Raw genomic sequence first — 22,223 nt, 5'->3', positions numbered from 1 at the left:
TCTGATAAGGCAAAATAGGGGGACAATAAAAAAGAGTATGGTTCATCTCTATAGAACCATACCCTTTTTTTATGCCGATTTTTTCTGTTTAACGACTGGAACAGAACGGTTTAAAATACTATTTGCAACCATTCCTAACATGATAATAATCATTCCGATGAGAGAAAGTCCTCCAGGGAGTGAACCATTTAAGAAAATGATTTCTCCAAGTACGGTAAAGACCATCGTTCCAGCTTGTGTTGCTTCAACAGCTCCAAGTAGAGCGAGGTTATCTTTTGCTAAGTCAGTAGCAAAGAAAAATGTCATCGTTGCAATAACGCCGGAACATAATGCTAACAAAAATCCTTGAAGCATTTGGTTGGATGTTGGAATGCCAGTAGTAGAAAATCCGTATATACCAAGCAAGATTGTTATAGGAAGACTTCCAATTGCCATTCCTAATACACGTTGGAACGTATCAAGGCGTCCACCAACAAGCTCCATCATTTTTCGGTTACCGAACGGATATAAGAAAGCGGCTAATACGACAGGTAAAAAACCTAAAATGAACTGAGTCATTGTAATATGGCCTGCGGCAGTTGCTTGCATACAAATTACACCAAGTAAAATAAATAATGCAACATATAAGCTACGAAGTGGAATTTTTCCGCGTACAAGTTTCGTACCTGATTTTGTTTCTATTTTCACGAAAAATAGTGGTGATAGTAGTAAACCAGCTAAAATCGTAACTTGCCAAGTTCCAGCAACGAGCCAAGCTGGAGAAAAGACAGCTGAGAAACTTAATAAAGAATAAAAACCAATACCGGCAACAGAACCCCATCCGATCCATGCCAATGGATGTTTTTTTAACTCTTCCCATAATCCCCTAAAGTTTTTGCGAAATAAAACGATAAGGAATAAAATAGGAAGAGCAAATAAAAAACGGAAGGAAGCTGTCCAAGCCCAGCTCGTTCCAGATACATTCATTGCTCTATTAATAATAAAGGTTGCAGAAAAAAAGGCCGATGATAAAAGACCTAATAAAATTGCGCGCATGAAGTATAGCACTCCTTTCGAAAATAAATAATTATGTATAGTATGATATACTTTCAGTTGTTAAAAGTAAACTATTTTATACTTTGAGGTGGTTTTATATATGAAAGAAAATGAAGATATGCAAACGAAAGAAGTCATTCAACAAGTTGGACAGTTATTGAGACAAATTCGAAATGAACAGAAATTAAGTTTAGAAGAATTAGCCCATAAAACAGGAGTTAGTAAATTAACATTAGGAAAGATAGAAAGAGGGGAAACAAATCCGACACTAGCTGTCATTTGGAAAATAACGAAAGGGTTATCAATTCCTTTATCCAGATTAATGGTTGCTGGAGAACCTGTAGCTGTTGCGCGCTGTGGAGAAGGATTTGCAGTAGATGAAGGACAAGCGTGGCATTTAGAAACGATGTTCCGTTATACGAAAGAAACAGGGATGGAAATGCACCGTGCTTGTTTACGATCAAATAGTATATATGAGCCAGAAGCTCATCATGAAGGTGCGATTGAGCTTGTAACGGTAATGAAAGGGAAAGTGTCTATTCAAGTGGAGAATGATGTATACGAATTAAATGAGTTTGATTCCATTCAATTTGAAGCGAATAAGAAGCATATTTATAAAAATGAAGAAGAAGAAGTGGCGGTATTACATTTAACGATGAAATATTCTTCATGAAAAAATCACCTATAGGATTCTATAGGTGATTTGCTCTTCTTAAGTATGTGAAATGATGCCATTAGTACGAACGTGGCATAAGTAATAAACAAATGAAATAAACTAAAAATCCTGTCCCAAAACATAAAACAGCAATAACCCAAATGATACGAATAAGAGTAGAGCTAATATCAAAATATTCTCCTAAACCACCACATATACCAAATAGCATTTTATCAGTTTCGGATTTACATAACCTTTTTGACATATTCCAATCAACTCCTTTTTATATCAAACTGCATACTTTTATTCTATATGGAAATTTATGAGAAGACTATGGGGTTGTATTACATTTTTTTTGTGAGAAGCGATCGTATTAATTGTCTTAATTTTCAGTGGATATTAAACTTGTAGTTATGAGGTGATTTTTAATAAAGGGTGGGGAAATAGAGATGACAGTATATTGGTTGACTAACGTAATGCTTGAATCAGGATATACATATGAAGAAGAGAGAATTTCACAAACAGAAACAGAATTATGCAGTTTACTTATTGAAGATGGTCGAATTAAAAAAATTATAAAAGGGATTGTTCAAGAGGAAGATATAGTAACTTTTGATGCTAAGAACTTATTAATGTTGCCAGCTTTCAAAGAGATGCACATTCACATTGATAAAACATATTATAGTGGCCCATGGAAAGCTTGTATGCCAGCAGAAAGTATTTTTACACGTTTTAATGAAGAAGAAAAAATTTTACCAAAGCAATTAGCGACTGCTCAAAATAGAGCGGAAAATATGCTAGAGTTACTACTGCAAAATGGTGCAACGAATATTAGAACGCATTGTAATGTTGATCCAATTATTGGGCTTGGTAATTTGGAGGCGACGTTAGCGGCATTAGAAACATATAAAAATCGAGTATCTAGTAGAATTGTTGCGTTTCCGCAACATGGATTATTGCGCAGTAATTCTGTGCAACTCGTGAAAGATGCGATGCGTATGGGTGCCAATCTAGTCGGAGGAGTAGATCCAGCTACAGTGGATAATGACATTGAAAAGTCATTACATACAATTATGGATATCGCAGTCGAATTTAATGCGGATGTTGATATTCATTTGCACGATGCGAATAATCTTGGAACGTTTACGATGAAGAGATTGGCAAGTTTAACAGAAGAAGCAGGATGGCAAGGCCGTGTAACGATTAGTCATGCACTTGGACTTGGTGGTGTTACTGATAAAGAGGCTGAAGAAGTGGCAGAAAGACTCGCAAATGTAAATATTGATATTACTTCAACAGTGCCAATTGGTAAACAAGTAATCCCAATTCCGTTATTAGATAAAAAAGGTGTTAAGGTTTCATTAGGCAATGATAGCATTACAGATCATTGGTCACCGTTTGGAACAGGTGATATGCTTCAAAAGGCGAATCGATTAGCAGAGCGTTTTGGGTGGAGTGACGAAAGGTCTTTAGGAAAAGCACTCCGCTTTATTACAGGAGGAAAAGAAACGTTAAATAAGGAAGGGAAGCGAGTATGGCCGAATGTAGGGGATGAAGCGAGCTTTGTTTTGACGAATGCGACATGCGCTGCTGAAGCAGTAGCGCGTCAAACAGAAAAACGTTTAGTCGTGTATAAAGGAAATATTGTTGTTGGAAGTTTAAATGAGGTGGAATTAAATAATCTTGTGTAGAAGAATCGTTTAAATATTTTGAGGAGGGTTCTAATGGTGAGTATAGAACTCTTCTTTTTTATTCTTACAATATATTTTTATAGGAAAGCTAGAAGGGATGAAAAAATTGGACAATCAACATAACCAAAATCATATTATGGGAACTTTACAATGGTTTATATTTTTATTAGCAAATTCAATCGCACTACCAATTGTCGTTGGCGGATTATTTCATCTTACGACGGAAGAAATATTTTATTTAATGCAGCGTACGTTTTTTGTAGTTGGTATATCTTCTTTTTTACAAGGATGGCTTGGGCATAGACTACCAATTGCGGATGGGCCGGCTGGATCTTGGGTTGGTGTATTTACCGTACTTGCTTATGCAACGGCCGGACAAGATCAATTACATAGTACACTGCAAATTTTAGAATTAGGAATGATAATCTCCGGTATTATTTTAATAGGATTAGGAGTAACTGGTTTTATAGGACGTATTTTATTTTTATTTACGCCGCTTGTGACAGGGACGTTTTTACTTTTATTATGTTTACAATTAAGTGGTGTGTTTTTAAAAGGAATGTTAGGAATTACAGCTACTATTTCTCAAATCGACGGATTTACAGCAATGATCGCGTTTAGTATATTTCTGTTCGTTATTATACTATCTAATTTTGGAAAAGGCTTTGTCAAAAGTTATGCAGTTTTAATAGGATTAATTAGTGGGTGGATTATTTTTCTCATTGCAGGAAAAGTGACAATCCCATCTCAAGTAACTCATTTTGTGCAACTTCCACATATATTTGCTTGGGGACTTCCAAAATGGAATACAGGTATGGCTGTATCAAGTTTCGTTATGGTGTGTATTTTAGTTTCGAATACGGTGGCAGCTATTATAGCAATTAATCAAGCAACTATTCATAAAGCGACTATTGAACAAAAACAGTTGAAAGATGGAACATGGGTTGGGGGGATTTCGCATATCATCTCTTCTGTATTTTCAACTGTAGGTGTCGTTCCGTTACCAGCAACGGCAGGATTTATACGTTTAACAAAACAAAAATATATCCAATCGTTCTTAATGGCATGTGCGTTACTAGTCGTAATGTCTCTTTTTCCAAGTATTATTCGTTACTTAGCATCTTTACCATCAGCTGTCGCATCGGCTGTTTTAATGGCTTCGTTCGTACAGTTAATTGGAATTGGATTTAATAATATAAAACAAGTGCCGATGAGTGAAAGGAATGTAACGATTTTAGGCGTTGCAGTATTATTTGGCAGCGGCGTTATGTTTTTACCGTCTGGAGCACTCCAATCCTTGCCGTCTGTTATGCAATATATATTCGGTAATGGCTTATTTGTAGGTACGGTTGTAAGTATATTGCTAGAACAAATATGGCGCGTTGGAAAGTAAGTGGATAAAAAGAGTGTACGCACTGTATAAAAGTCTAAAATAACATAGGAAATAAAGCCCATTTTCATTCACCACCTGCACATTTCGTTCATACAATATCTTGACTAAATAAACACCCAACTTACACATACACAGCTCTGGCTTAAGCAAGGAGGGTTATACCAGTTGAAGGAAAAAGCGTATCAATCTAAACCTTTACTCACAAAGAGAGAGAGAGAAGTATTTGAATTGCTGGTTCAAGATAAAACAACGAAGGAAATTGCAGGTGAACTTTTTATAAGTGAAAAGACAGTTCGCAACCACATCTCAAACGCAATGCAAAAGCTAGGGGTTAAAGGACGTTCACAAGCAGTTGTGGAGCTTCTTCGTATGGGAGAGCTCGAATTATAAGAAAGCAGCCGACTTTTATATAAAAGTCGGCTATTTTTTTGTTTGCTTCACTTGCTATATGAATGATAAAAACGTTTCATACATAAATAGGTAATAAGGAGGGGATATGTTGAAAAGGATACTGTTAGTTTCAACAAGTGCTCATGATATGAATGGACACCCGACTGGTTTGTGGCTTGAAGAGCTCGCAGCTCCTTATCATGTATTAAAAAAGGCTAAGTTTGATGTTGATATTGTGTCAATAAAAGGCGGGAGAGTACCTATAGATAGAGTGTCTATTCCGAATGGTATACCTCGCGAATTCAAGCATGTAGCTTCTTTATTGCAAAATACGAAGCCGATTTCAAATGTTCATTTTTCGGATTATGATGCGGTTTTATTTGGTGGTGGGCACGGGGCGATTGTAGATTTTCCAGGTAATCCATATGTAGCAAATTTGATTGAGAATATGTATAACAATAACCGGATTGTAGCGGCTGTTTGTCACGGAGTAAGCTCTTTAGTCGGTGTGAAAAATAAGGATGGCTCGTTTTTTGTTGCGGGTAAGCGTATAACAGGTTATACAAACGATGAAGAAAGAGCTGTACATTTAGAAAAGCGCGTTCCGTTTTTGCTAGAAAGTAAGTTGAAAGAAGAAGGAGCTTTGTTTTATGTAGCCCCCAATTTTACGCCGCATGTAGTAGTAGATGGTCATTTAATTACAGGACAAAATCCACAGTCTAGCGTGGAAATAGGTAAGGCTATAAAAAGGGCTGTAAATAAATTATAGAAAAAGTACCCGCTACTAACAAAGGTAGTGGGTATTTTTATCCCTCTATTTGCCGGGCAGTAGGACCCCCGATTGGTGAGAGCTAATAATCAGTGGGGATGAACGCCCCCCACTGATTAAAGTTTCACTGTATTCTAAAATTCCCGCCTCGAAATTGGTTTGTAACCGTCCAGTTGGTAATAATTGATTATAGTTTTTTATGTATAGTATATGAAAATGTAATAAACTAAAAAGGCATAGTGAGTATAATAACTTCATTTATAATCATTCGTGAATTTGCTATACTATTTTGTATGGACAAAAGGGGAGGCTCTTTTAAATGAGAAAAGTCGCATGTGCAAATACTTATATTAATAAAATAAAGCCCATTATTAGAAAGACAAGTTTTAGCCAATTGAAAATAGATGAAATTGCGAAATATATGGATATTAGTAAAGCTACTTTATATAAACGTTTTTCTTCGAAAGATGAAATTATTGAGGTGGTAGTAGAGGATTTCATGAACTATCTACTCGAAGGTGATGCGGATAATCAAGATGAAAGTATGTCATTTACAGAACGTTTCCAAAAGACGTTTATCCATTCTTTAAAATGTGTGACATATATTTCGGATGTTTTTTTGCAAGATTTGAAAGAAGCATATCCACATTTGTCGGATCAATTAGTCGCTGCCCAACAAAATCGTAACCATAATTTGCAAATGTTTTTTGAAGCGGGTATGGAACAAGGTTATTTTAATAAAATGAATGCACAATTATTTATGGTACAAGATGATGTGATGTTAAGACGTATTATAGATCATTCTTTTTGTATTCAGTACGATATTACGTTAAAGAAAGCGATACTTGATTTTTATCAATTAAAGAAGTATCAACTTTTTAAACCAGAGTATATAGAAGCAATTGATGATTCTGAAATTGAAAAAGAAGTTATTGCTATTTTGCAAATGATTTCGTAAAAAAGCAGATCTCCCTTAATAGAGGAGAATCTGCTTTTTTAGTACATATTATTTTTGCAACTGTTTTAATACTAATTCGGCTACTAGACCACCTGAAGCTGGGTTTTGACCAGTGATAACACGATTATCTTCTAGAGCATAAGCTTCCCACGGTTGCGCGGCTTTTTCGTAAAGTCCTCCATTTTTAATGAGTTTATCTTCTGTTAAAAATGGAACGAATTGATCTAATTCAGCTAATTTTTCTTCTTCATTTGAAAAGCCTGTTACCTTCTTACCGCTAATTAAACGATCCCCATTGCTTAATGTAATATGAAATAAACCAGCAGCTCCATGACAAACCGAAGAAACAATTCCGCCGTTTTCATAAATATTGCGGCTAATATTTTGAAGTTCTTTATTTTCTGGGAAGTCCCAAATAACCCCGTGGCCACCTGCGTAATAAATAACAGCGTAGTCTTCTGGATTCACTTCACTTGGTTTCATTGTAGAACCGAGGCGATTCATAAACTCTTTCTTTTGATACCATTCCCAATCGATACTCTCCGCCATTGCTAAACTATGTGGATCAATTGGTGTATAACCGCCTTGTGGACTGACGTAATCAACTTCGTAACCCGCTTCTTCTACTTTTTTTACGAAATGTACAGCTTCACCAAGCCAAAGTCCGGTAGCCCTATTTAAATTTGGGTATTTTTCTACGCTTGTTAATACAACTAACATTTTTCTCTTCATCATAATCCTCCTATAATGTCTCTTCTATATAAAAGTTCTGTATGCGTTTCATTTTATTAAGTTAAAAAATGTAAATTTGAATAATCATGCCAGTCCTCCTTATATCGGCTTCGAAATTAGTGTATAATAACTTTCGAACAAAGTAAACTAAAAAGGCTTAATTAGTTTACTTTGTATATTTTTCGTTGACAAACTGTAATGCTGAAACTATGATAGTTCCATGAATATCGAACAACATACGTGTTTCGTTTCGAATTCAATTTACCCCGCATTAACGGGCAGTAAGACCTCCATCTCAAAATTCAGCGGAAGCAAAGAAGTTAGGTGGGGGTTGGGCTGCCCGTAAAAGCCCGATTGGTGAGGGCTAATAATCAGTGGGAGATGAACACAAACCTCACTGATTAAAGTTTCACTTTATCGCGCGATAAATTAGCAACTTTTACACATTTAATGAAGTTGTTTAGTGGTGATACAACATTTAAATAAGTTCATTTTTTTATCTATAGTTTGATAGTTTTAAAATTGCAATCAGGAGAGTGTTACACATGGGGAAAGATATAAGAAACCATTCGAAATGGTTTGTTTTTACATTATGTTTTATTGTTTTGTTAGGACCGATGAACGCTGTGTTATTTAATGTAGCGCTAGAGGATATTGCCAATGATTTATCAATTAGTCAATCGAAAGTAAGTTGGATTGTAGTAGGGTATTCCTTAGTTGTCGGTATTGGTTCGATAATATATGGAAAGCTGGCTGATCGTTACAGTGTAAAAAGACTATTAATTATTTCTATTATCATATTTGTAGCTGGTTCTATTGTTGGATTTATGAATCAATCTTATGAAATTATCATTTTCGCAAGGTTAGTGCAGGCGAGCGGCGGAGCAGCGTTTATTGCGCTTAGTATGATTGCGGTGGCGAAATTAGTTGCTCCAGCTAAAAAACCAGGTGCGTTAGCAATGATTAGTTCTTCTATTGCATTAGCGGTTGGTATTGGACCTTTAGTAGGTGGGGCAATTACAAATACGTTAGGGTGGCCGTATTTATTTTTATTTATGGTTATTTCAATGATTGGTATTTTCTTACTCGTAAAATTTATGCCAGAAGAGGCGCGACATACAGATGAAGTGTTTCGCTTTGATTTCATTGGAGCAATTTTATTATTTGTATTGATTACGACCATTTTATTAGGAGTTAATATTAATAGTTGGCTTTTTGTGTTATCTGTTGTTTTTCTATTTTTATTTAAGGCTCATATGAAGAGAACGGAGTCGCCGTTTATTGATATTGAGTTATTTACAAATAAACCATTACTTCGTTTAATAGCGGTCGGATTTATCATTAATGTGGCGTTATGTGCTAGTTTATTATTATTACCATTACTGTTAGGAAGAGGACATGGATTGTCTCCATTCGTTATTGGAATTGTATTGTTTATTGCATCTCTCTTTGGTATTGTATCTAGTTTTATTACCGGAAAGATTATTCCTTCGTTTGGGAATGTGAAGATGATGTATGTAGCTTCTGTAGTTATGATCATTGGCTTTTTAATTTTAGGGATTATTCCGGACGGGAACTTACTCTTTATTTTATTTGCGGTTATTTTAACATTTATGAGTTATTCGGCAATTCAAGTATCATTAAACACATTTATCCCGAAAACATTAAATCCAGCTAAAGTTGGAGTCGGTCTTGGTTTATATAATTTAATTAACTTTTTCGGTATGGCATTTGGACCAGCTGTAGCGAGCAAAATTATGGAATCTACAAATAGTTATCGATTGAATTTTATTTTGATCGTCATTTTAATTGCTGCTCATTTCTTCTTATTAATGGGAATGTCTTCTTTTCAAAAAAAGATGGAGCAATGAATATGCACTTTATATAGAAGAAACCGACTTTCTTATAGAAGGTCGGTTATTTTTCTATCTTGCAAATTACGAAAAAAAGGAGCAAAATAAAAAAGGTCCTAGTCTATACATGGGAAAATGAAAATTTTCATACAGAAGCATTTGAAGTGAGCGAACTTAAAGTGTGTAAAATATAATGATAAACATAAAAGATGATGAATGAGAAAACGGGTGATGAAGTTGAATAGAGCAATCGGTGTTATCGATTCAGGAGTTGGCGGTTTAACAGTAGCGAAGGAATTAATTCGTCAGTTGCCGAAAGAGCGTATCATATATTTAGGAGATACAGCACGTTGTCCTTATGGTCCACGTTCTCGAGAAGAAGTACGTCAATTTACGTGGGAAATGACAGAGCATTTACTAGACTTAAATATTAAAATGTTAGTTATTGCGTGTAATACAGCAACTGCAGTTGTATTAGAAGAGATGCAAAAACAATTACCAATTCCAGTAGTAGGAGTTATTCACCCAGGATCACGTACAGCTTTAAAAGTGACAAACACGTATCACGTTGGGATTATTGGAACGATTGGAACGGTGAAAAGTGGTGCATACGAAGAGGCGTTAAAGTCTATTAATAACCGTGTTATGGTAGAAAGTTTAGCTTGTCCACCTTTCGTTGAACTTGTAGAGAGTGGGAATTTCGAAAGTGAAATGGCGTATGAAGTTGTAAGAGAAACGTTGCAACCACTGAAAAGTACCGATATTGATACACTTATATTAGGGTGTACACATTATCCGATTTTAGGACCTGTTATTAAAAAAGTAATGGGAGATAAAGTGCAACTAATTAGTTCTGGTGATGAAACAGCACGTGAAGTAAGTACAATCTTATATCATAGTAAAATGTTGAATGAAGGAGAAGAACAAAGCGATCATCTCTTCTTAACAACAGGAAAAATAGGCTTGTTTAAAGAAATTGCATCAAAATGGTTCGGTCAACCGATTGAAAATGTGAAGCATATTCATTTAGAAAAAGAATAATAGTAGAATTTATATAAGTGAGCTCCTGAGAAATCAGGAGTTTTTGTTTTATCTTGCTATTTGCTGGGGAGTAAGACCCCTACTGATTAAAGTTTCAATTTATAAGAGGCGCAGCTTGTTCTAAAACGTGAAACAGCTCGTATACATAATAGTACAAACTTAGATTTTAGGGGGGAATGGCATGCCTAAATCCACTTTTAAATGGGTTGTTGGTGCTACTGTGAGCGCTGTTTTACTAACAGGGTGTGGCTTTATAAATCAAGAGAAAGCAACTGAACAAATTGATCCGCCAAAACAAGTTACGTATACAGAGGGTGGGAAGAAAGAAGTAGCTAAAAAAGATAAGCAAGGGCAAATGGTAAACAGAGAACTATACCTTGTTGATAAAAATGGTTATGTTGTACCACAAACGTTAGCTATACCTACTCCGAAAGCAAATGAGACTGTGAAGCAAACGTTAGAATACCTTGTGAAAGATGGACCGGTAACGAATTTATTACCGAATGGGTTTCGTGCAGTCATTCCGGCGAATACAACGATGACTTTAGATTTGAAAAAGGACGGAACGGCAGTTATTGATTTCTCTAAAGAAATGAAAAACTATGCGAAAGAAGAAGAGCGTCAAATCGTTGAATCTATAGCTTGGACGTTGACGCAATTTACAGAGATAAAACAAGTGCAGTTCCAAATAAATGGTGAGAAATTGGCAAAGATGCCGGTTGGTGGTACACCGCTTGGTGAAGGAGTGAGCCGTGCAAATGGTATTAACTTCGATGATGAACAAGTAGCAGATGTAACAAATACAAAACCAGTCACACTGTATTTTATGGCGCAAAATAATAATAAACAGCAATACTACGTACCAGTCACACGCCGCGTTGCGGAAGGTAAAGAAAATGACTATGCAGCAATTATAGATGAACTTGTAAAAGGTCCGATCCATCAATCGCTCCTGAATGATTTTAATCCAGGCGTTAAGCTTATTACGAATCCGAAATTACAAGACGGAAATCTTACATTAAACTTTAATGAAAATATATTTGTAAACCCAGATAAAAATATGATCTCAAATTACGTATTGAAGTCGTTAGTTTTATCTTTAACAGAAAAGAAAGGTGTGAAAAATATTTCTATTGAAGTGAATGGAAAAGCAAATCTTATAGATGAAAAGGGCGGAAAGTTAATAAAACCTGTAGATCGTCCAGAAAACGTGAATACAGGTAGTTTTTAATCTTGAATAATTTGATATACTTAAGTAAGAAAGGAGAATTGCTTTTTGGGTTCTCCTTCTTTTATTGTATACATATCATACATTTAAATTTGGCTATACTAACGAGTAGTAATTAAGAGGAGGTTATTTTTATGCGAGTAGATGGTAGAGAGAAAACAGAATTACGCCATATACATATTCATACGAATTATTTAAAACATCCAGAGGGATCTGTATTAATTGAAGTTGGGGATACAAAGGTGATTTGCTCAGCAACAATTGAAGAGCGTGTACCACCGTTTATGCGTGGAGAAGGAAAAGGATGGGTAACAGCTGAATACGCGATGATTCCGCGTGCAACAGAACAACGTACGATTAGGGAGTCAAGCAAAGGGAAAGTAACAGGGCGTACAATGGAAATCCAGCGCTTAATTGGACGAGCATTACGTGCTGTAGTTGATTTAGAAGCGCTTGGCGAGAGAACAGTTTGGATTGACTGTGATGTCATCCAAGCAGATGGTGGAACGAGAACAGCTTCTATTACAGGTGCATACGTAGCGATGGTATTAGCGTTTGAGAAGTTATTACAAGCAGAAAAAGTATCTAAAATTCCAGTAAAAGATTATTTAGCAGCAACGTCAGTAGGGATTGTTGAAGAGCAAGGTGTTGTTTTAGATTTAAACTATGCAGAAGATTCTAAAGCAGACGTTGATATGAATGTAATTATGACTGGAAAAGGTCAGTTTGTTGAAGTGCAAGGAACTGGAGAAGAAGCGACGTTTAGTAGAGCGCAGTTAAATGAATTACTTGATGCAGCAGAACAAGGCATTTTCCAACTGATTGATATGCAAAAAGAAGCGTTAGGTGACATCGTATCTCATATAGAGTAGAGGTGGAAAGTATGAAACAAGTTGTTGTAGCGACAAAAAATATGGGGAAAGTACGTGAATTTGCTGAGTTATTTGAGCGATTTGATTTAGAAGTGAAATCATTACACGATTTTCCTCATATTGAAGAATTCGAAGAAACTGGTGAAACATTTGAAGAAAATGCGATCTTAAAAGCGGATAGTTTGAGTAGACAGTTGAATGCAATTGTAATTGCGGATGATTCAGGTCTTATTGTAGATGCGTTAAACGGGAAACCAGGCGTGTATTCAGCTCGTTTTGCTGGAGAGCCAAAAGATGATCAAGCGAATATTGATAAAGTTTTACAAGAATTAAATGAAATACCGTTTGATAAGCGTAAAGCTCGCTTCTACTGTGCATTAGCAGTAGCTTTCCCTGAAGGTGATAAAAAGCCTGTCATTGTAAACGGGACATGTGAAGGATTTATTTTAGAACAACGCCGCGGAGAAAATGGCTTTGGATACGATCCGATCTTTTATGTGGAAGAATACAAAAAAGCAATGGCGGAATTAAGTTCAGATGAAAAAAATGCTATTAGTCACCGCGGACGTGCTCTTCGTAAGCTAGAAGAAAAAATCCCTGAATGGTTTTTAGGAGAATAAGGGAGAGAGATTGATGAAAGCTTTAATCGTAAGCGATAGTCATAGCTCTGTGAAGGAATTACAGCAGTTAAAAGAGAAGTATGAAGGGAAAGTAGATATCATGATTCATTGCGGTGATTCAGAGCTAACGCCTGCTCATGAAGAGCTGCAAGGTTTCCATGTTGTAAAAGGAAATTGTGATTATGCTAACTTTCAAGATGAAATTGTAACTGATGTAGATGGAATTCGCTTCTTAGTTGTACATGGGCATCGACATAATGTAAAAATGACATTACAAACGCTAGCGTACCATGCTGAAGAAGTGGGAGCGCAAGTTGCATGCTTCGGACATTCTCACGTATTAGGTGGGGAATTAATCGAGGGCGTTTTATTTATTAATCCAGGCAGTATTTTATTACCACGTCAGCGTGTAGAAAAGACATTTGCTTTATTAGAAATGGATGAAAATCAAATGGAAGTTCGTTTTGAAACGTTAGACGGACAACTAGTTGAACAGGCAGTTTTTAAAAGAGGATAAGAAAATTTATCCTCTTTTAAAAAAGGTGTTGACTTTATGTGTGGTTATACATATAATAAATATTGTCGATAGGGCAACGGCGCTAACGAAGAAAAGAAAATAACATATGCGGGTGTAGTTTAGTGGTAAAACAAGAGCCTTCCAAGCTCTGGTCGAGAGTTCGATTCTCTTCACCCGCTCCATGTCCCAGTAGCTCAGCCGGATAGAGCATACGCCTTCTAAGCGTACGGTCGGGAGTTCGAATCTCTCCTGGGACGCTAAAAAAACCTTGTTATCAAAAGATAACAAGGTTTTTTGTTTGTCTAAAATTTGATGTTTGGGTTATAAGTGTAGTTCATGCTTAATATTTGCGACCTTTCCTTTGATATTAAGCAGTTGCATATGTACTTTTTTTCCTTAAATAAAAAGAGCGCCATTTATGCGCCCTATTCATCTTATTTAATTTAAAGAATTAATAGGTCTATGATGGAACTCAAATCCATATCCAGATTCTCTTAATTGTTTACTTGCAATATTATAAAATTCTTTACCATTCTAGTACGGTTGAGCAGCAGTTATCGGAACTTATCCCCGGCAGTGTGTTACAATTAATAGAAGCGGAAAATGAGAATCTCCAATTGACTGGACCTGTGATTGGTTAGATGGTTTAAGAAGGTCGTATAAAAAAGGGAGATGGCGCAAAGATGGCGAGATCAAATGAGAATGATTTAACGGAGAAATTGGCAGAAGGCCACCGAAAATATGGTGATGGCAATTTTACAGTACAGAACATCGGTGATGAAACTAACCCGAATTGGACTGTCGTAAAAAATGTGAGGAAGGGATCGGCAGGCATTCGCGAAGGAGAAGATATATTAAGACTGCGATCAAAATATATAAAATAGTACGGAAATGGGCGGAGCGGGAGCTCGAATCTCTCCTGGGACGCTAAGAAAACCTTGTTATCTCTTGATAACGAGGTTTTTTGTGTATTTTAAATTAGTTGTTAATAAACTTCTCAAATACAAAACCATAATCTTTCACATTATATTGTTTCTTCGTATCAACAAGCCAGTTAAAGGCAATCTCGTTCATTTCTTTAAATTGCTCTGCTAAATTTACTTGTGCGTTTGAAATGCGGCTAAAGGCATTAGATGCCATATCTAAACTTTTATGTGCATATTGTAATGTAATATCGTTGTCGTATGAAATTTCTTCGATTTTAAGTAAAGCCTTATATAAATCTTTTAATTCTTCAATATGTTTTTTATGAACATCAATTGAGTAATGTTCATCGCCCATTTGAAACTTAATTTCTACATCTAAATCAATCGTTCCTGCAGTTTCGAGTGCTACGTTTTTAATTTGATATTTACTATAACGAAAGCGGCGTAGTGTACGTTTTTTACTTGTTGCGCTTGTACCGTCTAAGTGAATTAACCCTTTGTTTGTGAAGCAATATTCATCTGATTTCGATTTAATTAGAAAGTAAATTTTCTCTCCATCTTCATGCATTACATAATCATCGGCATCGACCTTATCATAGTCTTTAGGTGTAATAACAGAACCTACATCGCTTAGTCCTAATACATCTGCGGCCATTTTTTTAAACATATATAATCCCCCTTGTAAATTAAATTCTTAATTGTATAAAAATATATTAACATGATTTTCATCCTTTGTTTTCTTGTAATACGAAAATATCTGAAGGTAAGTTAAGAAAAGTAATGAATAATTATTTTGATCCTAAATTATTTAGTAAATCTATTAGTTTAAGATTGGATTCTCCGAAAAATAACCAAGAGAAAAAAGTTAATTTTGCAAGTGATTATAGAGAAATTCCGTGAAAGCACCTCAAGCTATGTGAGGTGTTTTTCTATCCTCTTTTGAAATCTTACAATTCTGTAAGGTAACTGTAAGGTAGTTCGATGGTAACAAATTGCTAATCTTTTATAATGAAGATAACAACGATAAAACGAGGAGGCAGAAATGATGAAAGGATTAGTTGTAACGGGCTTAACGGTTGCTTTTGGATTTGTAGCATATGAGAAATTAACGTATGTAGTTGATGTTGTGAAACATTTGATTGCTTAGAGAAAACAGCCATGAGAGGGAAAGGGAATGAGTGAATGAATGGAATGGTTATTTGGAATTATAGGTACTTGTAGTGTAGTGTTATTGTTCTTTGTCCCAAGTGGTATACTTAGTTCGACAACAAGTTTGTTCTTCTTAAGTTTGTTTGCTTGTACGATGCTTATTATTATGTTTTTAATGAAGCGAAGTAAACCAATCTTCTATTTTAGCATGATTGTTATGGCAATTATTGTTCTCCAAATTATTACCCTTGTAATATACCCCACAATTATAAAAGCTTTCCATTAATGATGAATCCTCTGCGCTTGTTGCTGGGGATTTTTATTTGTACAATTTTAATTTTTAGTAGAGATTTATTCGTATTGGAATGTAAAAATTAAATATTTTTATATTTCAAACAAATAGTTTTGGGATGTTGTGTTCTCATTACGCATTTGATATATTTACTTTGAACATAATTAAAATCAAGAAAAAGAGGCGGACGTATGGATAAAAAAGAAAATACGGTCGTATTGTTTCCACAACTATCAGAGCGCTATATTGATGAAGGTTTTTTAGCGCTGAAAGAGCGGAAGTTCGAAGATGCATTGCGCTGCTTTGAAATATTACGTCAGTATAATGCGGAAACGGAACAAACGGAATTAGCTTCAGTTATTTGTTTACTCGAATTAAAACGTATGGAAGAAGCGAAAGACAAATGTGAACAGTTGCTTAAAACAGGAGTTGTCTTATTTGGTGATATTCTTGAAACGTACGTGACTATTTTAGTTCAAACAAATGATTATGAAGGTGTTATTGAAACTGTTGAAAAGGTTTTACAAACGAAAGATATAATGCCTGATCAAAAGGAAAAATTAGCGCAACTTGCTTTATTTGCAGAAGGTATGCTCAATGAGGGAGACGCATCGCTAGTGGATTCAAATTTTGAGTTGGATGAGTTTACTAATGAAATTTTTGGAGAAAACTTTGGACAGAAGCTAAGAGCGATTCAGCGACTTTCGTTAAAAGACTTAGATCTTGCATTACCTGTTTTAAAGAAATTTTTAATAGAAGAAGAGCAACACCCCTATTTGAAAACTTCTATTTTGTATAAAATGATAGAAAGTCAGGTAGAAGAGGAAATAGAGGTAGAAAAGTTTGGGAATACGATTAAGGTAATTCCAGCATTTACAGGTCATAATGAGGAGCAATCCAATAACATTATACATAAATTATCAAGTCGATTAGAGCAAAATTATCCCGATATATTTGAAGCAATGGTTACATATTGGAAAGAATTGCAAATTAGTGTTTTCCCATTTGCTCTATTAATGGATAAAGAAGAGATTTGGTCAGCTGTTTTAGAGAGAATTGGAAGAAAGCGTTTCGGATTGGCTATTGATGAAGAAGAGCTTATGGCAGCATACAATATCGAATTGGAAGAGTTTCATATTGCCTATCAATGGTTATTACGTGTTGAAAGAGAAGGATATTTGCCCGTATAATTATGAAAAAGAATCGTTCAGTTCTTGAAACGAGCATATTCTATGTTATAATGTAAGGGTTGCAAAAGGCAGAAAACTGCCTGTTTGTAAGAGAAGAGAAGTGTAATTCTCTTACTTAATATGTTTCATATTATTCTCGAACAAAATATACCGTAGTTGTCTTCTGGGCAATTAGTAGATTGGAACATTATATCTGAAAGCTTTTGCTAGAGGATTATTTGTGTATTTGTTATTTCAAAAAAGAGATAATGAAGATCTTAATCTATAGAGGTATGTGCATACATTATTATAGTTGGAGGGAAAGAATAAATGTCTACAAAATGGGAAAAATTAGAAGGTAACGTTGGCGTTTTAACAATCGAAGTTGATGCTAAAGAAGTAAACAACTCTATCGACGCTGCGTTCAAAAAAGTAGTAAAAACAATTAACGTACCAGGTTTCCGTAAAGGAAAAATGCCTCGTCCATTATTCGAACAACGCTTTGGTATTGAATCTTTATACCAAGATGCTTTAGATATCATTTTACCAAAAGCATACGGTGAAGCGATTGAAGAAGCTGGTATCTTCCCAGTTGATCATCCTGAAATCGACATCGAGAAGTTCGAAAAAAATGCTAACCTTATCTTCACTGCAAAAGTTACAGTGAAACCTGAAGTTAAATTAGGTGAGTACAAAGGTTTAGCAGTAGAAAAAGTTGAAACAACTGTAACTGACGAAGATGTAGAGAACGAATTAAAATCTTTACAAGAACGTCAAGCTGAACTAGTTGTTAAAGAAGAAGGAACTGTTGAAAACGGTGATACAGCTGTAATCGACTTCGAAGGTTTCGTTGATGGCGAAGCATTTGAAGGCGGAAAAGGCGAAAACTACTCTCTAGCAATCGGTTCTGGTACATTCATCCCAGGTTTCGAAGAGCAAGTAATCGGTCTTAAATCTGGTGAGTCTAAAGACGTTGAAGTATCATTCCCAGAAGAGTACCATGCTGCTGAATTAGCTGGCAAACCAGCAACATTCAAAGTAACAATTCACGAAATCAAAACAAAAGAACTTCCTGAGTTAAACGACGAGTTCGCTAAAGAAGCAGACGAAGCGGTTGCAACTCTTGATGAATTAAAAGCAAAACTTCGCACAAACTTAGAAGAAGGCAAAAAGCACGAAGCTGAGCACAAAGTACGTGACGAAGTAGTAGAATTAGCTGCTGCTAACGCTGAAATCGAAATTCCAGAAGCTATGATCAACACTGAGTTAGATCGTATGGTTCGTGAATTCGAGCAACGTTTAAGCCAACAAGGTATGAACCTTGAGCTTTACTACCAATTCACAGGTACTGATGCTGACAAATTAAAAGAGCAAATGAAAGAAGATGCACAAAAACGTGTAAGAATCAATCTTGTTCTTGAAGCTATCATTGAAGCTGAAAACATCGAAGTTACTGAAGAAGAAGTAACTGCAGAAGTTGAAAAAATGGCTGAAATGTACGGTATGCCAGTAGACGCTATCAAGCAAGCTCTTGGAAGCGTAGACGCTTTAGCTGAAGATCTTAAAGTGCGTAAAGCTGTAGACTTCTTAGTAGAAAACGCTGCATAATAAAATAACAAGGCACGATTAAAATCGTGCCTTGTTTTATAAATATAGAAATATATTTATAAAACTTTTCGATGGAGAAGGAAAAGTTCCTTTACAAGTCGAATATACATATTTCAAAAGTTTTAAAAATTTTTTATTTGTACATAACTAGTCATATTATTTGTATTTCTCGCCACGTAGTGACATAATATGTATTTACATACGATACATTTATCGTGTACATACGAAGGCAAGAGGTTAGCACTTTGTAAGGGGTGTGAAAATATGTTTAAATTTAATGATGAAAAAGGGCAATTAAAATGTTCTTTCTGTGGTAAAACACAAACGCAAGTTCGAAAGTTAGTGGCAGGTCCAGGTGTTTACATTTGTGACGAGTGTATCGAACTTTGTACTGAAATTGTACAAGAGGAGCTTGCGAAGGACGAAGAAGTAGAATTCAAAGATGTACCGAAACCGGTAGAAATTCGTGAAATCTTAGATGAGTATGTCATCGGGCAAGATAGCGCGAAAAAAGCACTAGCGGTAGCGGTATATAACCATTACAAACGCATTAATTCTAACAGCAAAATTGATGATGTAGAATTAGCGAAGAGTAATATCGCACTTATCGGGCCAACAGGTAGTGGTAAAACATTACTGGCACAAACTTTAGCGCGTATTTTAAATGTTCCATTTGCAATCGCGGACGCAACATCTTTAACAGAAGCTGGATATGTTGGGGAAGATGTAGAAAATATCTTACTAAAATTAATTCAAGCAGCTGATTATGATGTAGAGAAAGCGGAAAAAGGAATTATTTATATTGATGAGATTGATAAAGTGGCACGTAAGTCCGAAAATCCATCAATTACACGTGATGTATCTGGTGAAGGTGTGCAGCAGGCACTTCTGAAAATTTTAGAAGGTACTGTAGCAAGCGTTCCACCTCAAGGTGGTCGTAAGCATCCGCACCAAGAGTTTATTCAAATTGATACAACGAACATCTTATTCATTTGTGGTGGAGCGTTTGATGGCATTGAGCCGATTATTAAACGTCGCCTTGGTGAAAAAGTAATTGGATTTGGTTCTGAGAAGAAAAATGCTGATGTGAATGAGAAGCATGTTTTATCTCACGTATTACCAGAGGATCTTTTAAGATTTGGTTTAATTCCAGAGTTTATCGGTCGTCTTCCAGTTATTGCGAACCTAGAGCCACTTGATGAAGATGCTCTTGTTGATATTTTAACGAAACCGAAAAATGCACTTGTTAAGCAATTCCAAAAATTATTGGAGCTTGACGATGTTGAGTTAGAGTTTGAAGAAGGTGCACTAATCGAAATTGCGAAAAAAGCAATTGAACGTAAAACGGGTGCTCGTGGACTTCGTTCTATTATTGAAGGCTTAATGCTTGATGTAATGTTCGAACTTCCATCTCGTAAAGATATCGAGAAGTGTATTCTTACAAAAGAAACAGTAGCTGATAATGAGCCGCCAAAATTGGTGTTACAAGACGGTACTGTACTTGATACAAAAACATCTGCATAATGCGAAAGGGAAACAGCAATTTTTATAATTGCTGTTTTTCTTTATGTTTAGCTACGTTCCTCCGCGGAAATACTAAGAGATAAAATATTGCGGGAGGAAATAAATAATGAGCTGGACAAATATATTTTTAGTTGTTCAACTTGTTTTTGGTGTAATTGTCGGATTGTATTTCTGGCATTTACTTCGAAATCAACGAACACAAAAAGTTTCAATTGATCGAGAATCGAAAAAAGAATTAGAACAGCTTCGTAAAATGCGTGAGATTTCTTTAACTGAGCCGCTAGCAGAAAAGGTGCGTCCTACAACCTTTTTAGATATTGTAGGGCAAGAGGACGGAATTAAGTCGTTAAAAGCGGCTCTTTGTGGTCCGAATCCGCAACATGTAATCATATATGGCCCGCCAGGTGTTGGGAAAACAGCGGCAGCACGTCTTGTATTAGAAGAAGCGAAACGAAATCCTAAATCTCCATTTCGTACGAATGCAACATTTATTGAACTTGATGCGACAACAGCTCGGTTTGATGAACGTGGTATCGCAGACCCTTTAATAGGTTCGGTGCATGATCCGATTTATCAAGGTGCTGGGGCGATGGGGCAAGCAGGTATTCCGCAACCGAAAAAAGGTGCTGTAACAGATGCACATGGTGGTATTTTGTTTATTGATGAGATTGGCGAGCTCCATCCGATTCAAATGAACAAAATGTTAAAGGTGTTAGAAGATCGAAAAGTATTTTTAGAAAGTGCGTACTATAGTGAAGAAAATACGATGATCCCAACATATATACATGATATTTTCCAAAAAGGCTTACCGGCAGATTTTCGCTTAGTTGGAGCAACGACACGTTCGCCAGAGGAAATTCCTCCTGCTATTCGGTCACGTTGCTTAGAAGTATTTTTCCGTGAATTAGATACGGAAGAAATTCAAAAAGTAGCGAAAAATGCCGCGGAAAAAGTGGAAATGCAAATAGGTGAAAATGGTATTGAAATGATCGGGATGTATGCAAGGAATGGACGAGAAGCGATTAATCTCGTGCAAATCTCTGCTGGTATGGCGATAAATGAAGAACGTTCTTTCATTAAGGATGAAGATATAGAGTGGGTTGTTCACTCAAGTCAGCTTACACCGAAATATGAAAAGCGCATTTATCCGATTCCAAGGATTGGTCTTGTAAATGGTCTTGCTGTATACGGACCAAATACAGGTGCGTTATTAGAAATTGAAGTAACAGCAATCAAGGCGAAAGATAAAGGATCGGTAAATGTTACCGGAATTGTGGAAGAAGAAAGTATTGGTAGTCAAACGAAATCGATTCGTCGTAAAAGTATGGCGAAAGGCTCTGTTGATAATGTATTAACAGTACTTCGTTCTTTAGATGTGTTGCCAGAAGGATATGATATACATATTAATTTTCCAGGTGGTATCCCGATTGATGGCCCTTCTGCAGGAATCGCTATGGCAACAGGTGTATATTCTGCGGTGCACCGCACGTATGTAAATAATGAAGTAGCGATGACAGGGGAAATAAGTATACACGGAGAAGTAAAACCTATTGGTGGCGTGTACGCAAAAATAAAAGCTGCGAAAAAAGCGGGAGCTAAGAAAGTCATTATTCCTGCTGAAAATATGCAACCATTTTTGTATACGATCAAGGGAATTGAAATTATTCCTGTCCGTAAGTTAAAAGAAGTATTTGAGTTAACGTTTATGCAAGAAAATATGCATAGAGAGCTAGATGTACATACTAAGGTAGACGAAACTGATGCACAATCTATGTGAAAATAAACAATAATAAAATTTGCC

General features: G+C 35.9%; 22 protein-coding genes and 2 tRNA genes. 20 read left to right on the top strand and 4 right to left on the bottom strand.

The window, feature by feature from the left end; genetic code table 11:
* Positions 1-69 precede the first annotated feature (69 nt).
* A complete protein-coding gene (locus DN401_RS05970) occupies positions 70-1,035 on the bottom strand; it encodes a DMT family transporter (RefSeq protein WP_001201634.1) in 966 nt (321 codons plus the stop codon).
* Between the two features lie 100 nt (positions 1,036-1,135).
* Between DN401_RS05970 and DN401_RS05965 the strand changes: the two genes are divergently transcribed.
* Entirely contained in the window at positions 1,136-1,708 is a 573-nt protein-coding gene (locus tag DN401_RS05965; protein WP_000661920.1) for a helix-turn-helix domain-containing protein, read from the top strand.
* 61 nt (positions 1,709-1,769) lie between these two features.
* Here the strand turns inward: DN401_RS05965 and DN401_RS05960 are convergent, their stop codons facing one another.
* The gene (locus DN401_RS05960; protein ID WP_000044334.1) at positions 1,770-1,955 is read right to left on the bottom strand and encodes a PspC domain-containing protein; all 186 of its coding nucleotides are present in this window, start codon (positions 1,953-1,955) and stop codon (positions 1,770-1,772) included.
* Positions 1,956-2,139: 184 nt separating this feature from the next.
* Here DN401_RS05960 and DN401_RS05955 point away from each other — a divergent pair, with 184 nt between their 5' ends.
* The 5 genes from DN401_RS05955 (at position 2,140) to DN401_RS05935 (ending at position 6,891) form a co-directional block, all read left to right on the top strand.
* The gene (locus tag DN401_RS05955) at positions 2,140-3,381 is read left to right on the top strand and encodes an amidohydrolase family protein (protein WP_000219567.1); all 1,242 of its coding nucleotides are present in this window, start codon (positions 2,140-2,142) and stop codon (positions 3,379-3,381) included.
* A gap of 97 nt (positions 3,382-3,478) precedes the next feature.
* Positions 3,479-4,774, top strand: a complete 1,296-nt coding sequence (locus tag DN401_RS05950) for a purine/pyrimidine permease (protein WP_002204707.1) — start codon at positions 3,479-3,481, stop codon at positions 4,772-4,774.
* 165 nt (positions 4,775-4,939) lie between these two features.
* On the top strand, positions 4,940-5,164 hold the full coding sequence (gene gerE, locus DN401_RS05945) for a spore germination transcription factor GerE (RefSeq protein WP_000659484.1): 225 nt from the start codon (positions 4,940-4,942) through the stop codon (positions 5,162-5,164).
* Between the two features lie 106 nt (positions 5,165-5,270).
* Positions 5,271-5,933 carry a type 1 glutamine amidotransferase domain-containing protein gene (locus tag DN401_RS05940; RefSeq protein ID WP_000919607.1) on the top strand — a complete coding sequence of 221 codons (663 nt, stop codon included), beginning with the start codon at positions 5,271-5,273 and terminating at the stop codon, positions 5,931-5,933.
* A 319-nt stretch (positions 5,934-6,252) separates the two neighbouring features.
* Positions 6,253-6,891 (top strand): TetR/AcrR family transcriptional regulator, encoded by a 639-nt coding sequence (locus DN401_RS05935; RefSeq protein WP_001233008.1) that lies wholly within the window; start codon positions 6,253-6,255, stop codon positions 6,889-6,891.
* A gap of 48 nt (positions 6,892-6,939) precedes the next feature.
* On the opposite strand, the gene DN401_RS05930 is transcribed toward DN401_RS05935, so the two are convergent.
* On the bottom strand, positions 6,940-7,623 hold the full coding sequence (locus DN401_RS05930; protein WP_000823849.1) for a type 1 glutamine amidotransferase domain-containing protein: 684 nt from the start codon (positions 7,621-7,623) through the stop codon (positions 6,940-6,942).
* 545 nt (positions 7,624-8,168) lie between these two features.
* Here DN401_RS05930 and DN401_RS05925 point away from each other — a divergent pair.
* The 9 genes from DN401_RS05925 to DN401_RS05885 all read left to right on the top strand — a co-directional run bounded on the left by DN401_RS05925 (position 8,169) and on the right by DN401_RS05885 (position 14,638).
* Complete coding sequence (locus DN401_RS05925) at positions 8,169-9,494, top strand: MFS transporter (RefSeq protein ID WP_000513852.1); 1,326 nt, start codon at positions 8,169-8,171, stop codon at positions 9,492-9,494.
* Between the two features lie 213 nt (positions 9,495-9,707).
* Positions 9,708-10,517 carry a glutamate racemase gene (gene racE / locus DN401_RS05920; RefSeq protein WP_000774005.1) on the top strand — a complete coding sequence of 270 codons (810 nt, stop codon included), beginning with the start codon at positions 9,708-9,710 and terminating at the stop codon, positions 10,515-10,517.
* 181 nt (positions 10,518-10,698) lie between these two features.
* Positions 10,699-11,748 carry a spore germination protein GerM gene (gerM, locus tag DN401_RS05915; protein ID WP_001126746.1) on the top strand — a complete coding sequence of 350 codons (1,050 nt, stop codon included), beginning with the start codon at positions 10,699-10,701 and terminating at the stop codon, positions 11,746-11,748.
* A gap of 131 nt (positions 11,749-11,879) precedes the next feature.
* On the top strand, positions 11,880-12,617 hold the full coding sequence (gene rph / locus DN401_RS05910) for a ribonuclease PH (RefSeq protein ID WP_001261765.1): 738 nt from the start codon (positions 11,880-11,882) through the stop codon (positions 12,615-12,617).
* Between the two features lie 11 nt (positions 12,618-12,628).
* Positions 12,629-13,237: an XTP/dITP diphosphatase gene (locus tag DN401_RS05905; protein WP_000815926.1), complete on the top strand. Its 609-nt coding sequence runs from the start codon at positions 12,629-12,631 to the stop codon at positions 13,235-13,237.
* A gap of 13 nt (positions 13,238-13,250) precedes the next feature.
* A complete protein-coding gene (locus DN401_RS05900) occupies positions 13,251-13,754 on the top strand; it encodes a metallophosphoesterase (protein WP_000645492.1) in 504 nt (167 codons plus the stop codon).
* A 108-nt stretch (positions 13,755-13,862) separates the two neighbouring features.
* Positions 13,863-13,936: transfer RNA gene (locus DN401_RS05895), tRNA-Gly, on the top strand.
* Between the two features lies 1 nt (position 13,937).
* Positions 13,938-14,011: transfer RNA gene (locus DN401_RS05890), tRNA-Arg, on the top strand.
* A 426-nt stretch (positions 14,012-14,437) separates the two neighbouring features.
* Positions 14,438-14,638 carry a hypothetical protein gene (locus tag DN401_RS05885; protein ID WP_000124460.1) on the top strand — a complete coding sequence of 67 codons (201 nt, stop codon included), beginning with the start codon at positions 14,438-14,440 and terminating at the stop codon, positions 14,636-14,638.
* A gap of 94 nt (positions 14,639-14,732) precedes the next feature.
* On the opposite strand, the gene DN401_RS05880 is transcribed toward DN401_RS05885, so the two are convergent.
* Complete coding sequence (locus DN401_RS05880; RefSeq protein WP_000473863.1) at positions 14,733-15,347, bottom strand: PH domain-containing protein; 615 nt, start codon at positions 15,345-15,347, stop codon at positions 14,733-14,735.
* 519 nt (positions 15,348-15,866) lie between these two features.
* Here DN401_RS05880 and DN401_RS05875 point away from each other — a divergent pair.
* From DN401_RS05875 to lonB, 5 genes are all read left to right on the top strand, one after another.
* On the top strand, positions 15,867-16,115 hold the full coding sequence (locus DN401_RS05875; protein WP_001983650.1) for a hypothetical protein: 249 nt from the start codon (positions 15,867-15,869) through the stop codon (positions 16,113-16,115).
* Between the two features lie 197 nt (positions 16,116-16,312).
* A complete protein-coding gene (locus tag DN401_RS05870) occupies positions 16,313-17,311 on the top strand; it encodes a hypothetical protein (RefSeq protein WP_000358277.1) in 999 nt (332 codons plus the stop codon).
* 309 nt (positions 17,312-17,620) lie between these two features.
* Positions 17,621-18,898 (top strand): trigger factor, encoded by a 1,278-nt coding sequence (tig, locus tag DN401_RS05865; RefSeq protein WP_000105215.1) that lies wholly within the window; start codon positions 17,621-17,623, stop codon positions 18,896-18,898.
* Between the two features lie 264 nt (positions 18,899-19,162).
* Entirely contained in the window at positions 19,163-20,422 is a 1,260-nt protein-coding gene (gene clpX, locus DN401_RS05860; RefSeq protein ID WP_000472289.1) for an ATP-dependent protease ATP-binding subunit ClpX, read from the top strand.
* Between the two features lie 106 nt (positions 20,423-20,528).
* The gene (lonB, locus tag DN401_RS05855; RefSeq protein WP_000119176.1) at positions 20,529-22,199 is read left to right on the top strand and encodes an ATP-dependent protease LonB; all 1,671 of its coding nucleotides are present in this window, start codon (positions 20,529-20,531) and stop codon (positions 22,197-22,199) included.
* Positions 22,200-22,223: the final 24 nt, after the last annotated feature.

The organism is Bacillus sp. BF2-3 (assembly GCF_008368795.1).
GTDB lineage: Bacteria > Bacillota > Bacilli > Bacillales > Bacillaceae_G > Bacillus_A > Bacillus_A cereus.
The sequence above is the reverse complement of the archived record's forward strand: the minus strand, read 5'-3'. Positions and strand labels throughout refer to the sequence as shown.

What these genes read in the sequence shown, in the direction of transcription:
- DN401_RS05970 (WP_001201634.1), bottom strand. Translation starts at nt 1,035, where the DNA reads ATGCGCGCAATTTTATTAGGTCTTTTATCATCGGCCTTTTTTTCTGCA.
- DN401_RS05965 (WP_000661920.1), top strand. Translation starts at nt 1,136, where the DNA reads ATGAAAGAAAATGAAGATATGCAAACGAAAGAAGTCATTCAACAAGTT.
- DN401_RS05960 (WP_000044334.1), bottom strand. Translation starts at nt 1,955, where the DNA reads ATGTCAAAAAGGTTATGTAAATCCGAAACTGATAAAATGCTATTTGGT.
- DN401_RS05955 (WP_000219567.1), top strand. Translation starts at nt 2,140, where the DNA reads ATGACAGTATATTGGTTGACTAACGTAATGCTTGAATCAGGATATACA.
- DN401_RS05950 (WP_002204707.1), top strand. Translation starts at nt 3,479, where the DNA reads ATGAAAAAATTGGACAATCAACATAACCAAAATCATATTATGGGAACT.
- DN401_RS05940 (WP_000919607.1), top strand. Translation starts at nt 5,271, where the DNA reads ATGTTGAAAAGGATACTGTTAGTTTCAACAAGTGCTCATGATATGAAT.
- DN401_RS05935 (WP_001233008.1), top strand. Translation starts at nt 6,253, where the DNA reads ATGAGAAAAGTCGCATGTGCAAATACTTATATTAATAAAATAAAGCCC.
- DN401_RS05930 (WP_000823849.1), bottom strand. Translation starts at nt 7,623, where the DNA reads ATGAAGAGAAAAATGTTAGTTGTATTAACAAGCGTAGAAAAATACCCA.
- DN401_RS05925 (WP_000513852.1), top strand. Translation starts at nt 8,169, where the DNA reads ATGGGGAAAGATATAAGAAACCATTCGAAATGGTTTGTTTTTACATTA.
- racE (WP_000774005.1), top strand. Translation starts at nt 9,708, where the DNA reads ATGAAGTTGAATAGAGCAATCGGTGTTATCGATTCAGGAGTTGGCGGT.
- gerM (WP_001126746.1), top strand. Translation starts at nt 10,699, where the DNA reads ATGCCTAAATCCACTTTTAAATGGGTTGTTGGTGCTACTGTGAGCGCT.
- rph (WP_001261765.1), top strand. Translation starts at nt 11,880, where the DNA reads ATGCGAGTAGATGGTAGAGAGAAAACAGAATTACGCCATATACATATT.
- DN401_RS05905 (WP_000815926.1), top strand. Translation starts at nt 12,629, where the DNA reads ATGAAACAAGTTGTTGTAGCGACAAAAAATATGGGGAAAGTACGTGAA.
- DN401_RS05900 (WP_000645492.1), top strand. Translation starts at nt 13,251, where the DNA reads ATGAAAGCTTTAATCGTAAGCGATAGTCATAGCTCTGTGAAGGAATTA.
- DN401_RS05885 (WP_000124460.1), top strand. Translation starts at nt 14,438, where the DNA reads ATGGCGAGATCAAATGAGAATGATTTAACGGAGAAATTGGCAGAAGGC.
- DN401_RS05880 (WP_000473863.1), bottom strand. Translation starts at nt 15,347, where the DNA reads ATGTTTAAAAAAATGGCCGCAGATGTATTAGGACTAAGCGATGTAGGT.
- DN401_RS05875 (WP_001983650.1), top strand. Translation starts at nt 15,867, where the DNA reads ATGGAATGGTTATTTGGAATTATAGGTACTTGTAGTGTAGTGTTATTG.
- DN401_RS05870 (WP_000358277.1), top strand. Translation starts at nt 16,313, where the DNA reads ATGGATAAAAAAGAAAATACGGTCGTATTGTTTCCACAACTATCAGAG.
- tig (WP_000105215.1), top strand. Translation starts at nt 17,621, where the DNA reads ATGTCTACAAAATGGGAAAAATTAGAAGGTAACGTTGGCGTTTTAACA.
- clpX (WP_000472289.1), top strand. Translation starts at nt 19,163, where the DNA reads ATGTTTAAATTTAATGATGAAAAAGGGCAATTAAAATGTTCTTTCTGT.
- lonB (WP_000119176.1), top strand. Translation starts at nt 20,529, where the DNA reads ATGAGCTGGACAAATATATTTTTAGTTGTTCAACTTGTTTTTGGTGTA.